We start from the raw sequence: 12,311 nt of genomic DNA on the forward strand, positions 1-12,311 counted from the left end.
GGAGCAAGCAAATGCTGACCAAGACCAAAACACTCTTCGCCGGATCCGCGCTTTGCGCCGTGATGGCTGTGCCCGCATATTCCCAGGTCATCACCTCCGAAGACGCAACGCTCGACCTCATGCTGACGCCTGACAGCACCAGCGATATCGTTGCAACCGTACCTGCGGATACCGAGTTTTCCGTGAATGTGTGCCTCGAAGCGGTCGATTGGTGCCGCGTCGATCTGGCTGGCACGGCGGGCTGGGTGCAGAAAGCCGCGCTCGATGTCGATTTCGACCGGATACCCGTCATGACATATGATTGGGACCGCTCGGAAGTCGTGGCGGTGGTCCGAACCGATGTCGATCCGACTTACGAGACGGTCATCGTCTACGCCGATGCCAATCCTGTGCAGACCGTCACCTTCGCCGAGCCGGTCGCCGTGGGCACGGTCGTGCCGCAGGACGTCACGCTCTACAATGTGCCCGATGAGCCCTACAGCTATGTCACGCTGAACGAACGGGTGGCGATCGTCGATGTGGATACGCGGGAAATCGTCTACGTCCCGTCAAACTAAGCACTCAAGCATGACAGAAAGAGGCCGGGCGCGATCTGCGTCCGGCCCTTTTCATAGACTTGGTCAGAAGCGGCCAATGCGCCGGGCGGCGCGCATCGCCTTTCCGGCCTGACGCGTCTGCTGCTTTGCGCCCTTTGCGCGGCGGCGCTCTTCGGGGGTCATCTCGTCATGCGATTTGCCCTTGCCGAAGGCGCGGTCGATCCCGGCATTCACACCTTTGCCGACCAGCTTACGCATCACCATGCGCATCACCATGTTCATGATCCCGTTCGCATTCATCGTAGCCTCGTTGCTCTCATGGCATTTTCATCAAATTAGCATCGGATTGTGCCATTTTATGGGCCGCTGCGTTTCCACAGATGAAAATATGCGTGATCACGCTCAATCCTCGAACAACTCGCTCTGGCCCTCATCGGTCTCTTCCTCTGCATCGGGATCACCCTCGCCAGAACTGGGCATCGTGCCGGGCGGTGGCCGGCTTTCCAGAAGCCCCGCAGAGCGCAGTTCCTTCAGGCCCGGAAGATCGCGCGCGCTTTCGAGGCCGAAATGGTCAAGGAAATCTTGCGTCACCACGAAGGTCACGGGCCGGCCCGGTGTCATGCGGCGGCGGCCGAAGCGAATCCATTCCATCTCGAGAAGCTGATCCACCGTCCCCCGACTGACAGACACGCCGCGGATCTCCTCGATCTCGGCGCGGGTGACCGGCTGATGGTAAGCAATGATCGCAAGCGTCTCGATCGCCGCGCGGCTGAGCTTCTTGGTCTCGACCGTTTCCTTCTGCATCAGGAAGCCGAGATCTGGCGCGGTGCGGATCGCCCAGGCGTCACCCACGCGCACGACGCGAACCCCGCGGCCTTCGTAGCGCTTTTCAAGGTGCACGAGCGCCTCGGCGGCATCGGCCCCGTGCGGCATCCGGTTGTTGAGATCGCGCACCGTCACGGGTTCCGCCGAAGCAAAGAGAATCGCTTCGACCATTCGCTCCTGCTCGCCCATCGGCGGCGCCTCGAAGAGCGTCTCGGCGGGCGCGTCTTCAGGGGCCTCAGTCTCGTCGCTCATTCGCGGCCCTCCCTCCGGCGCAGCTCGATCGGGGCAAAGAGTTCGGATTGACGCAGTTCAGCCTTGCCTTCCTTCACGAGTTCCAGCGAGGCCGCGAAAGTCGAGGCCGTAGCCGACCGCATCCGGACCGGATCGCTGTCCCATCCCTCGGGCATGTAGGCAGAGATATCCGTCCAGGTCCCCGCGAACCCGATCATCCCGCGCATCCGCTCTAGCGCCATTTCCATTGTGAAGACGCGGTCGCGGTCCATGACGAAGGGGCGGAATTCGTCACGCGTTCGGATGCGCGCATAGGCTTGCATGAGATCGAGAATGGTCGCGGTATACTTGATGCGCCGCACATGCTCCATCTTCTCGGGCACGCCGCGCTTGAAGAAGTCCCGGCCGAGTTGATCGCGCCCCATGAGCCGGGCAGCCACGTCCCGCATCGCCTGGAGCCGTTCAAGTTGAAAGGCCAGATGCTCGGCGAGTTCCTCGCCCGACGGGCCCTCCTCGGTTGGATCAGGCGGCAGGAGCAGACGCGATTTCAGGAAGGCGAGCCACGCGGCCATGACGAGGTAATCCGCGGCAAGCTCGATCCTGAGCTCCTTCGCCTTTTCGACGAACGCGAGGTATTGCCGCGCCAGCGCCAAAACGGAAATGCGCCGCAGGTCGACCTTCTGCGTTCGGGACAATGTGAGAAGCAGATCGAGCGGACCTTCGAACCCGTCCACATCGACGATCAGCGCCTCCGCCTCGAGGCGATCGGCTACGGATATCGGTTGGAGGTCGAACTCTGTCTCTTCGGTCATCCCGCGCGCTCAGATGGAAGCGCATCAAGCTTGGCGGAGAGTTCCGCGATGTCAACCTCGCCCGGATCCCGCCGGGCGGTCAGCGCCGCGACCGCGCGCACATGGGATTCGGCGCTCATCTTGCCCACCCGCTCCATCAGCGGCGCCATCTCGTCCATCTCGCCGTTGCAATGCAGGACGCAATCGCAGCCCGCCGCGATGGCCGCAGCGCCGCGCTCGGGCACGGTCCCCGACAGCGCTTCCATCGAGATATCGTCGGTCATCAGGAAGCCGCGGAAGCCCAGTTCCTGCCGGATGAGCGCGATCATCCGGTTAGAGATCGTTGCGGGCTGCCGGTCAAAGGCTTCGAAGACAAGGTGCGCGGTCATGCCGAGCGGCAAATCCGCGAAGGCGCGGAACACGGCGAAATCGGCCTGCATCAGATCGTCGGGCGCGGCATCGATCCGCGGCAGGGCGAGATGGCTGTCGAGCTTGGCGAGCCCGTGCCCCGGCATGTGCTTCATCACCGGCAGAACGCCGCCGTCGAAATGCGCCTGCGCCGCCGCGCGGCCCCGCTCGGTCACGGCCCGGACCGATGTGCCGAGGCAGCGATGGTGCAAAACCGAATGTGTCTCGTCGCGCGCGATATCGAGGGTCGGCGCGCAATTGCCATCGATGCCGTAGCTTCTGAGTTCGGCAGCGATGATACGATAGCGCAGGTAGAATGCCTGCGCCGCATTGTCCCCGTAGCGGGCCGCAAATTCGAGCGGCGCATCCCAGCTTCGCGCCAGGGGCGGGCGAAGGCGCTGCACACGTCCGCCTTCCTGATCGATGAAGATCGGAGCGTCCCGGCCCACCGCGTCGCGCAAGTCCGCCGTCAGCGCGCTGATCTGGTCGGGGTTCTCGAGATTGCGAGAGAAGAGAATGAAGCCGAACGGGTTCGTCTCGGCAAAGAGGCGGCGCTCGCTTGCCCCGAGGGTCGTGCCCCCGGGCGCAAGGATGGCCGCCCCGAACCGGCTCATCGTGCGACGACCGGGATGCAATCGGTGCCTTCGGCGACGAGCGCCGCACAGAACCGCCGTGCATCAGACAGATCGCTGAAGCCATGCGCGCGGAGGCGGTAGAAGGTCTTTCCGCCCGATTGAGCCTTCTGGATCACGCGTGTCTTGGGGCCGAGGTAATCCTCGAACCGGGCGGCGAGCTTGCCCCATTCCGCGCGGGCGACCTCTTCGCTGTCGAAGGCGCCAAGCTGGACAAGCCGTGTCCCGGCCTCGATCGAGCCGGCGTCAAGCTCGCGGGCCGCGTCGGCCTCGGCGGCCGTGAGCGGCGACAGCGAGGCGGTCCGTAGACCGTCAGGACGACGCTTGGGCTTCAGCGATTTCGCGACACCGCTCTCACCAGACAGAGCCAGCGCGATGGTCGCGTCGATTGCGGCCTTCTCCATCTCGTCGCCATCCTCGGGGATCGGGGCTTCGGACACGCTTTCAGTCGCGTCTGGCGCCTCGTTTTCGGATGCGGCCTCTTGCGGCGCGGGCGCAGAAAGCGGCTCGGCCCCGGCGGTCACCTCTTCGACAAGCGCCGCGAGCGTCAGCTCTTCCGGCGTATCCTCAGGGGCGTTCGGCTTTGCGATGGCAGCGGCGCGCGCGGCGTTCTTGGCCTTCTGCGCTTCCGCCGCGAAGAGCCGGGCCGCGGCCACATCCTCGGCCGTCAGATAGGCATCTTTCGGAGCGAGCGTCAGTTGCTCGGGCGGCGGCGGTGCCGTGCCCTGCCCTGCGACGTCGTTGACGGCGAGGCCCTGGTGGCTCGCTGCCTGGCCGCCCGGATTCTCCGGCTGCATACGCATCGGACCCTCCTGTGCCTTGACCACCGGGATGCCTGAGACATCCCGCATCACGAGCTTCGTGCCCCAGACGCCGACACCGACAATAAGGGCCAGCGACAAGGCCGCGCCTGTCAGATGTGTGATTTTCGTCAGAGTCCCGAAGGACGCCTCCCCCTCATCGGGGCCGGAGCGATACGTATCCGCCATGCCTGCCTCTCGTTCCAGCGGCGTGTCGCGCTGGTTTCACTGCTCTGCCAGACCGGCGTGGCGCTTGTTTCGTCAGCGCATTTCTTCTGCCGGTTCGACCCCAAGGATACCCAAACCCGATGCCAAGACAACCGCCACCGAACGGGCCAGCGCGATTTTCGACTGGCTTGTTGCGGGATCGCCCTCCTGCAGGAAGCGCAGCTCGGGAACATCGTTGCCCTTGTTCCAGAGCGCGTGCAGTTCGGACGCCAATTCATACAGATAAAACGCCACCCGGTGCGGCTCGTGCCCGCGCGCCGCGATCTCGACGAGACGCGGCCATTCGGCGAGCTTCTTCGCAACGGCGAGTTCCGAAGGATGAATCATGCCCGAAAGATCAGCCTCGGCGAGCGCGGCATCCGAGACGTTGATCCCCGCGGCGTCCGCCTTGCGCAGCACCGACGAGATCCGGGCATGGGCGTATTGCACGTAGAAGACCGGATTGTCCTTGGATTGCTCCAGCACCTTGTCGAAATCGAAATCGAGCGGCGCATCGTTCTTGCGCGTCAGCATCACGAAGCGGGTCACGTCCGGACCGACCTCGTCGATCACGTCGCGCATGGTGACGAACGTGCCTGCCCGTTTGGACATCTTGAACGGCTCGCCGTTCTTGAACAGCTTCACGAGCTGGGTGAGCTTGATGTCGAGCGGTGTCTTCTCGTCGGACAGCGCCGCAACGGCCGCTTTCATCCGCTTCACGTATCCGCCGTGGTCGGCGCCGAAGACATCGATGAGCTGATCGAAGCCGCGGCTCACCTTGTCATAGTGATACGCGATATCGGGCGCGAAATAGGTCCAGGCCCCGTCCGACTTCATGATCGGCCGGTCGACATCGTCACCATATTCGGTCGACTTGAAGAGCGTCTGCTCGCGCGGCTCCCAATCCTCGGGCGTCTTGCCTTTCGGCGGCTCGAGAACACCCTTGTAGATCAGGCCCTTGGCGCGCAAATCCTCGATCGCGGCCTCGATCCGGCCGGTGCCATACAGCGACTTTTCGGAATAGAAGACATCCATCTCGATGCCGAGGCGCTTCAGATCCTCGCGGATGAGATCCAGCATGGCATCCGTGGCAAACTCGCGCACGTCCTCGAGCCAGACTTCTTCGCCGGCATCGACATAGGCGTCGCCGACCTTGTCCCTGAGCGCCTGGCCGACCTCGATCAGGTAATCGCCAGGATAGGTGCCGTCGGCAAACTCCACCTCGTGCCCGTGCGCCTCGAGGTAGCGCAGGTAGACGGACCGGGCGAGCACATCGACCTGCGCGCCGCCGTCGTTGATGTAGTATTCCCGCGTCACGGAATAGCCGGCGTAATCGAGAAGCGCCGCCAGCGCATCGCCGAACACGGCGCCCCGCGTATGGCCGACATGGAGCGGCCCGGTCGGGTTTGCCGAGACATACTCGACGTTCACGCTCTGGCCCGCGCCCATATCCGAACGGCCGAAACGCTCTCCAGAGCTCAGAACCGTGCGCGGCATGGCCTGCCAAACGCTGTCGGCAAGACGCATGTTGATGAAGCCCGGCCCCGCGACGCTCGCCTCGGCGATCTTCGGATCGGCGGTCAGGTGCGGCACCAGCGCTTCGGCGATGTCGCGCGGCTTTTTCCCCGCGGGCTTTGCGAGAACCATCGCGGCATTCGTCGCCATGTCGCCATGCGCGGGATCGCGCGGCGGCTCGACCGTCACGGGCGCAAGGTTCAGATCCTCCGGCAGCGCGCCTTCGGATTGAAGCGCGGCGATGGCCTGGGTGACAAGGGTTCCGATCTCGGAAAAGAGGTTCATCTCGGCGTGCTCCTGGGCTGCGCCGCTTCCTCTACCATGCGCGGGTGCGGCGTCAATGCGGGCGGAGCTGACGCGAACACGTCACCGCACCCGATCATGCCTCCTTGCGCTCCTCCCGCTTGGGCGCCAGCACCAGGATCTGCACATCGTTCTGATCAAGCGGCTCGGCCTCGGGACCAAGGAAACGCAGCGAGCCGTCGGGCCCGAAATCCGCCACGATGAACGCCTTGGGGTTCTTCTCGCGCCATTGGCTCAAGGTGAACTCCTTCGACAGTTTCGTTGCGCGGAATTCCCAGCCATCGTGGATGCGGGCATTGGCCTCGAGATAGGTCTCGTTCGGTCCGATGGGCCGTCCGCCAAGGGTCGCGGGCAGAGCGTGACGCGCGGAGCTGTCCTTGGACCTTTTGAGCTGGAAGACCTTCTCCCGCCCGAATTCTGGCCCGAGATCGGTCGTCACGAGCGTATTGTAAGCGTCGTTATCCGTTGCCGCGATGACCTGCTCGTAGCGCACGAGGTCGAGCCGATGCTCGGCGTCTTCGGAGAGAAGATCACCGAAATAGGTCTCGATCTCGGCCTCGCGAGCGGCCCGCAGATGCATGTAGTTCGGATCGACGATGATGACCGGCAAGCCGATGCCCTTGAGCGCACGGGCCAGCGCCACCGACCAGGGCGATCCGCCGACGATCATGACGCCGGGCCGGTCGGCCGCCGTCAGACCGAGTGCGCGGGCGAGCGGCGACAGCGTGAAGCCGTGCAGGACCACGGTCGCCGCGACAAGCGCGAAGGCCAAAGGCGCCATCTGCGCGCCATCCTCGATACCGATATCCGCAAGCCGCTCCCCGAAAAGGCCCGCGACGGCCACCAGGACGACACCGCGCGGGCCGGTGAGCGCGATCAGCATCCGCTCGGCGCGCGGCACGCCCGAAAACGCAAGCGAGAGCAGCACCGCGGCCGGACGCGCTACGAAGATCACGGCCAGGACAAAGAGAAGCGCCCTGAGATCGAGCGCCATCAGCGTCTCGCGATCCATGTTCGCGGCCAGAAGGATGAAGACGCCCGAGACCAGCATCACCGTCGCCTGCTCCTTGAAGCGGCGCAGCTCGGTGTAGGACGGCAGCTCCACATTGGCGATGAGGATGCCCATCAGCGTGACCGCCAGAAGCCCCGCCTCGTGCAGCACCCAATCGGACACGCCGAAGACGCCAAGGACCAGCACGAAAAGGACCGGGACTTTCATGTATTCGGGGACCATGCCCCGTCCGAAGGCGCGCGCGGTGCCCCACCCCGCCGCAAGACCGAGCAGCGTCGCGACGGCGATGCCGATCACGAGGTCCGCGACGGCCTGCCCCGCCCCGGTCGCAGTCTGCACCACGATGACGATCTCGAAGGCGAGGACGGCGGCCAGCGCGCCCACCGGGTCGTTGACGATCGCTTCCCATTGCAAGAGCGCCGCCGGCCGGCGCCTCAGCCGGGCCTGACGCAGCAAGGGCGCGATCACGGTGGGGCCGGTCACGATCATGATGCCGCCAAAGACCGCCGAGGTCGCCCAGGACAAGCCCGCCACGTAATGCAGCGTCCCCGCCGAGAAGGCCCAGCCGAGCGGCGCGCCGAGCACGACGAGCCGCTTCACCCCGGTCGCGGCATCGCGCAGCCCGGCGAAATGAAGCGTGAGACCGCCTTCGAAGAGGATGATCGCCACCGCGATCGCGATCATCGGTTGCAGCAGGTTTCCGAAATCACGGGATGGATCGAGAAGGCCGAGGCCAGGCCCCACGACAAGGCCCGCGACAAGCATCAGCACGATCGCGGGCATCCTCAGCCGCCATGCCAGCCATTGCGAGCCGACGCCAAGTGCACCCACGAGGGCAAATCCCATCACCGGGTCGAGCCCCGCCGTTTCCGCAACCGCCATACTCAGCCTCTTACATACCGCTCGATACCATACCGCTGCAAATGCACGGCAATGGCAAGTGGTTGCGGTGTCAGGTCAAATCTTCCAGCACATGCTCACCCGTCAGGCGTGCATGTTCCTGAAGCGCGAAGCGGTCGGTCATGCCGGCGATGTAATCTGCAACGAGCCGCGCGAGCGCGGTCTCGTCCCGCGCCGCCTCGATATCGCGCTGCCAACGGCGCGGCAGAAGCTGCGGATCGCCGAGATAGATCGGGAACAGCGCATTGACCGCCCGTGTCACCTTTTCGCGCTGAGCCATGACCGATGGCGCGCGGTACATGCGCGAGAAAAGAAAGGCGCGGATCTCTTTCAGATCGCGCCAGAGCTCGGGTGAGAAGGCGATGACCGGATACCCCAAGTCGCGGATCTCTTGCGGGCCACGCGCGCCGCTCGTCTCAAGAAGCTCGCGGGACGTATCGATAAGATCGCCGACCATGTAGCCGAAGACCCGCCGCAAGGCCTCGTGGCGGCGGCGATAGGGATCGAGACCGGGATAGCGGGCGTCCACCTCGGCGTAGGCTTGCTTCACGAGCGGCAGCGCCGTGATTTCCTCTTCGGTGAAGAGCCCCGCGCGCAAGCCATCATGCAGATCATGGTTGTTGTACGCGATATCATCCGAGAGCGCCGCGACCTGCGCCTCGGCGCTGGCATGGGTGTGAAGCTCGAGGTCATGCTGGGCATTGTATTCCGAGAGCGCTACCGGGATCTCACCCGTTACCGGCCCGTTATGCTTGGCGATCCCCTCGAGCGTATCCCAGGTCAGGTTCAGCCCGTCGAACTCCGCGTAGTGGCGTTCGAGCGAGGTCACGATTCGCAGCGTCTGCGCGTTGTGATCGAAGCCACCATAGGGCTGCATCAGCGCATCGAGCGCGTCTTCCCCGGTATGGCCGAAGGGCGTGTGACCGAGATCGTGCGCCAGTGCGACCGCTTCGGTCAGATCGAGGTTCAGCCCAAGCGCGCTCGCGATGGTCCGGGCGACCTGCGCCACCTCGATGGAATGCGTGAGGCGCGTGCGGTAGAAATCCCCCTCATGCTCCACGAAGACTTGCGTCTTGTGCTTGAGACGCCGGAATGCGGAAGCATGGATGATGCGGTCTCGGTCGCGTTGGAAACAAGACCGGAAGGCGCTTTCCTCCTCCGGATGGAGCCGTCCGCGCGAGGCGTCAGGCGTCGAGGCGTATGGCGCAGTCATGGCGGCGCTGTCCTTGTCGTCTGTCCCGAGGCCTCATATATTCGGCAATGTCGAAGATTGAAACGGCGTCGAGACGCCAAACTCCCTGATTTGCGAGGAAAACCATGCAGCTGCCCCCGAAAGTGACCGAGCGCGCCTTCGCCCGCCTGGCCGAAATCGGTGCATCGGATCAGGGACAGGCCCTTCGCGTCGCCGTCGAGGGCGGCGGCTGTTCGGGGTTCCAATACGAGATCAAGCTCGATGCCCCCGAGGACGATGACCTCGTGCTGGAAGGCCAGGGCCAGAAAGTCGTGGTCGATCAGGTGTCGCTGCCGTTTCTGGCGGATGCCGTCATCGACTTCTCCGACGAGCTGATCGGCGCGCGTTTCGTGATCGAGAATCCGAACGTTGCCAGTTCCTGCGGCTGCGGCACCAGCTTCTCTATGTAGTCGCGGCCTTCGCGGGCAACATCTCGTCCCGCACGAGCCAGAGGCTCGAGCAGATGACGAGCAGGACGCCAATGACCGTCCCGGCCTCTGGCACTTCGCCGAACGCGACGAAACCAATGGCGACCATCCAGACGAATTGCAGGTTCATCAGGGGCGTCGCGACGTAGGCTGGCAACAATCCGAAGGCCAGCACGATGATCCAGCGCCCGGCGAAGGCGAGGAACGAGTAGAGCAGGATCCAGCCCAAGTCGCTCGCCTGCATCGGCACCCAGACGAGCGGCAGGAAACAAGCCATCGCCACGAAGAGCGCGGCGTTCGGGAAGAACACCTGCGCCAGCGAATTCTTCTCGCGTCGGCTGATATAGCGGGCCGAGACCAACGATGCGGTGCCCGACAGCACGGCAATGGCAGCCCAGAGATGGCCTGCCGTGATGCTCGACACTCCGCCGGGGAAGAGGCACAGCATTCCGCCAACGCCGATCAGAAGCGCGGTCCAGGCGGCGGGGCGGACCGTCTCTCCGAGGCCGGGGCCGCTCATCACCGCCGCGATGACGGGCACCATTGCGAGGAACAGGAAGATCTCGGCCATCGGCAGGACACGGAAGGCCTGGAAAAAAGCGACCGAGGCGAGAACGGTCAGCAGCGATCTCAGCGCCATCGCCCACCGGCAGGTGGTCGTCACGGCAGTGCGGATCTCGCCCTTTCGCCATTTCTCGACGGCGAGAGACAGGGCCAGCACGATCAGGGCAGAGATCGCGAAGAGCTGCGGCGCCTCGTATCGGCCGGCGATGAACTTGGTGATCCCGTCACCGCCCGCCATCATTAGTGTGTAGATGACGATCAAGATTGCGCCTGCTGCCGGTCCAGCGAGGGTCATGCGAATACCTCCACCGATGCGGCAGCAGACTCGCCGCGCGCGAAAAGATCGAAAAACCGGCCAAACCGCGTCGGGAGCGCGGCTTCGAGTTTCTCCAGCCGATCTTTCGCATGAAAGCTGAGCGTCTCGGTCAGTCGCCGATGCCGAGACGCCTTCGTTCCGCGCGCATTTGCATCCATCAGGAACAGCACTTCGGAGATTTCGCGGAGCGGCGATACCGCGCCGGAGCGGCGTTTTTCGAAGCGATTCGGAACGTGTGGCATCGCGCAGTCAAAGAGCGCCTGGCCGGACAAGGCGGCCTCCCACTGGCACACGAGGTAATCGTGATAGCTGTCCTGGGCAAAGCGTCCCTGCCCTTCGGAAATATGGAACTCGTGACGCGACACAGTCAAAAACTCAACCCAAGGCTGCGGACAGGCTACACCGGAATATCTTAAAGCGATAGAAACTTCTGCGAGCAGGTCGGAATTGCCCTCGAGATAGGCCACCGCCCCGGCGAAATGCAGACTGTCGATGGCAGCGGCGTCGAGGTTCGGATCGCGGGTTCCGTAGTCGCTGAGATAGAAGGCGATATGCGTCAGCTCATACGCGGCTTTCTTGTTGGGTACGGCGAATGTCTCGGGACGGCGCATGAAGGCGCGCAGACGGTCGTCGAGACCGGCATCCACATCGTCTGCGAAGCGCCGCTGGGACAAAAGCCGCCGCGCCTCGGCGCGTTGCAGGTCCGAGAGTTCCGCTTGCGCGAGGCCTGAGCGCGCGGCCATCGCGCAAAGCTCTTCCGCGACCCTGCCGCGCCAGCCCAACGTCTCCATATCGAGGGCGATGGACAGGATGAACCGATAATATTGGGGAAAGAAGGCGAGCCGTTCAGCCGCATTCTCATAGAACCCGCCAAGAGGTTCGAGCGCCTCCGGCGCAACCTCGCTTCCGGTCACCGCCAAAAGGTTGAGCAACTCCGCGTTCTCTTTCAGCCAGAACACGTCATCGATGGGGCGCCGCGATTGGGCAAAGGCGCCGAGAAGCGCAGGGATGCACGCTTCCCGGCTCCTGGCACGGGGCGCGACGGCGAATTGAACGACATTCGACATGAAAATCTCCTGTGGTCGGCTTCGGATCGCGCCCCGGGCGCTGGTGCTCAGGACCAGGAAATGCACAATCCGGTGCTGTCGCCGTCGCGCGCTTCGCTGGCCTCGGGGCCGGACCAGGAGATGAATGCCCCGGTCGCATCACCGAGCGACGTTTCCGTGCCGGCAGGGCCGGACCAGGAGATGAAAGTCTCGACACCATCGCCGAGCGCCGCATCGGTCCCGGCCGGACCCGACCAGGAGATGAAGGTCTCAACGCCTTCGCCGATCATGGCATCGAACTGGGCATCGGTGCGGATTGCTTCACGAGTTTCGATCTTCTTCAGTGCAGACATATTGGCCTCCGTTGGTTGGAACGTGAGGTCATGGTTTCAGCTTTTAATTGATTGAAAAGGCTTTTCTTCAACTCTAGGGTCAGCAATCCGGGCGGACTCGCCTTATCCACATTCATGCCGTCCGGTAAGCGATCGCGTTCGGTGCCCTCATTGGCTTCGTCCCCAACTCCACATTTCTTGTGGACAAGTTCCGCGCAACGGTCGCTAGGGCAG

At 64.0% G+C, this 12,311-nt stretch carries 13 protein-coding genes; 2 read left to right on the forward strand and 11 right to left on the reverse strand.

All coding sequences use genetic code 11. The features are described 5' to 3' along the window. Positions 1-11: 11 nt before the first annotated feature. Entirely contained in the window at positions 12-557 is a 546-nt protein-coding gene (locus tag BM171_RS12965; RefSeq protein WP_093013057.1) for a DUF1236 domain-containing protein, read from the forward strand. Positions 558-620: 63 nt separating this feature from the next. Here the strand turns inward: BM171_RS12965 and BM171_RS12970 are convergent, their stop codons facing one another. The 8 genes from BM171_RS12970 to BM171_RS13005 all read right to left on the reverse strand — a co-directional run bounded on the left by BM171_RS12970 (position 621) and on the right by BM171_RS13005 (position 9,373). Then, positions 621-836 carry a hypothetical protein gene (locus tag BM171_RS12970; protein ID WP_093013060.1) on the reverse strand — a complete coding sequence of 72 codons (216 nt, stop codon included), beginning with the start codon at positions 834-836 and terminating at the stop codon, positions 621-623. Positions 837-938: 102 nt separating this feature from the next. Continuing rightward, positions 939-1,613, reverse strand: coding sequence for an SMC-Scp complex subunit ScpB (gene scpB / locus BM171_RS12975; RefSeq protein ID WP_093013063.1), 675 nt, complete (start codon positions 1,611-1,613; stop codon positions 939-941). Then, positions 1,610-2,404 carry a segregation and condensation protein A gene (locus BM171_RS12980; protein WP_093013067.1) on the reverse strand — a complete coding sequence of 265 codons (795 nt, stop codon included), beginning with the start codon at positions 2,402-2,404 and terminating at the stop codon, positions 1,610-1,612. Before BM171_RS12980 ends, scpB begins: the two co-directional genes overlap by 4 nt. Further along, a complete protein-coding gene (locus BM171_RS12985; protein ID WP_093013070.1) occupies positions 2,401-3,405 on the reverse strand; it encodes a glycoside hydrolase family 3 N-terminal domain-containing protein in 1,005 nt (334 codons plus the stop codon). The genes BM171_RS12980 and BM171_RS12985 overlap by 4 nt, the downstream gene beginning before the upstream one ends. Beyond that, positions 3,402-4,412, reverse strand: a complete 1,011-nt coding sequence (locus BM171_RS12990; RefSeq protein WP_093013072.1) for an SPOR domain-containing protein — start codon at positions 4,410-4,412, stop codon at positions 3,402-3,404. The genes BM171_RS12985 and BM171_RS12990 overlap by 4 nt, the downstream gene beginning before the upstream one ends. A 72-nt stretch (positions 4,413-4,484) precedes the next feature. Further along, the gene (gene argS, locus BM171_RS12995) at positions 4,485-6,230 is read right to left on the reverse strand and encodes an arginine--tRNA ligase (RefSeq protein WP_093013075.1); all 1,746 of its coding nucleotides are present in this window, start codon (positions 6,228-6,230) and stop codon (positions 4,485-4,487) included. A 94-nt stretch (positions 6,231-6,324) separates the two neighbouring features. Further along, positions 6,325-8,142, reverse strand: coding sequence for a cation:proton antiporter (locus tag BM171_RS13000; protein WP_093013079.1), 1,818 nt, complete (start codon positions 8,140-8,142; stop codon positions 6,325-6,327). A 70-nt stretch (positions 8,143-8,212) separates the two neighbouring features. After that, positions 8,213-9,373 (reverse strand): deoxyguanosinetriphosphate triphosphohydrolase, encoded by a 1,161-nt coding sequence (locus BM171_RS13005; RefSeq protein WP_093013082.1) that lies wholly within the window; start codon positions 9,371-9,373, stop codon positions 8,213-8,215. Positions 9,374-9,477: 104 nt separating this feature from the next. Here BM171_RS13005 and BM171_RS13010 point away from each other — a divergent pair, with 104 nt between their 5' ends. After that, positions 9,478-9,801, forward strand: coding sequence for a HesB/IscA family protein (locus BM171_RS13010; RefSeq protein ID WP_093013085.1), 324 nt, complete (start codon positions 9,478-9,480; stop codon positions 9,799-9,801). Here BM171_RS13010 and BM171_RS13015 read toward each other — a convergent pair. From BM171_RS13015 to BM171_RS13025, 3 genes are read right to left on the reverse strand one after another with little or no spacing between them, the layout of a single operon-like run. Then, positions 9,794-10,678 (reverse strand): DMT family transporter, encoded by an 885-nt coding sequence (locus BM171_RS13015; protein WP_093013088.1) that lies wholly within the window; start codon positions 10,676-10,678, stop codon positions 9,794-9,796. The genes BM171_RS13010 and BM171_RS13015 overlap by 8 nt on opposite strands. Continuing rightward, positions 10,675-11,766, reverse strand: a complete 1,092-nt coding sequence (locus BM171_RS13020; protein WP_093013091.1) for a DUF6902 family protein — start codon at positions 11,764-11,766, stop codon at positions 10,675-10,677. Before BM171_RS13020 ends, BM171_RS13015 begins: the two co-directional genes overlap by 4 nt. Before the next feature lie 47 nt (positions 11,767-11,813). Then, positions 11,814-12,098: a DUF6749 family protein gene (locus BM171_RS13025; RefSeq protein WP_093013094.1), complete on the reverse strand. Its 285-nt coding sequence runs from the start codon at positions 12,096-12,098 to the stop codon at positions 11,814-11,816. Positions 12,099-12,311: the final 213 nt, after the last annotated feature.

It is taken from the genome of Roseivivax halotolerans, from assembly GCF_900115815.1.
Classification (GTDB): Bacteria; Pseudomonadota; Alphaproteobacteria; order Rhodobacterales; family Rhodobacteraceae; genus Roseivivax; species Roseivivax halotolerans.

Bases quoted from the DNA above. Each gene is read 5' to 3' on its own strand.
- BM171_RS13025 (WP_093013094.1), bottom strand. From the start codon at position 12,098: ATGTCTGCACTGAAGAAGATCGAAACTCGTGAAGCAATCCGCACCGAT.
- BM171_RS13010 (WP_093013085.1), top strand. From the start codon at position 9,478: ATGCAGCTGCCCCCGAAAGTGACCGAGCGCGCCTTCGCCCGCCTGGCC.
- BM171_RS12980 (WP_093013067.1), bottom strand. From the start codon at position 2,404: ATGACCGAAGAGACAGAGTTCGACCTCCAACCGATATCCGTAGCCGAT.
- BM171_RS13000 (WP_093013079.1), bottom strand. From the start codon at position 8,142: ATGGCGGTTGCGGAAACGGCGGGGCTCGACCCGGTGATGGGATTTGCC.
- BM171_RS12985 (WP_093013070.1), bottom strand. From the start codon at position 3,405: ATGAGCCGGTTCGGGGCGGCCATCCTTGCGCCCGGGGGCACGACCCTC.
- BM171_RS12970 (WP_093013060.1), bottom strand. From the start codon at position 836: ATGAATGCGAACGGGATCATGAACATGGTGATGCGCATGGTGATGCGT.
- BM171_RS13020 (WP_093013091.1), bottom strand. From the start codon at position 11,766: ATGTCGAATGTCGTTCAATTCGCCGTCGCGCCCCGTGCCAGGAGCCGG.
- argS (WP_093013075.1), bottom strand. From the start codon at position 6,230: ATGAACCTCTTTTCCGAGATCGGAACCCTTGTCACCCAGGCCATCGCC.
- BM171_RS12965 (WP_093013057.1), top strand. From the start codon at position 12: ATGCTGACCAAGACCAAAACACTCTTCGCCGGATCCGCGCTTTGCGCC.
- BM171_RS13015 (WP_093013088.1), bottom strand. From the start codon at position 10,678: ATGACCCTCGCTGGACCGGCAGCAGGCGCAATCTTGATCGTCATCTAC.
- BM171_RS13005 (WP_093013082.1), bottom strand. From the start codon at position 9,373: ATGACTGCGCCATACGCCTCGACGCCTGACGCCTCGCGCGGACGGCTC.
- BM171_RS12990 (WP_093013072.1), bottom strand. From the start codon at position 4,412: ATGGCGGATACGTATCGCTCCGGCCCCGATGAGGGGGAGGCGTCCTTC.
- scpB (WP_093013063.1), bottom strand. From the start codon at position 1,613: ATGAGCGACGAGACTGAGGCCCCTGAAGACGCGCCCGCCGAGACGCTC.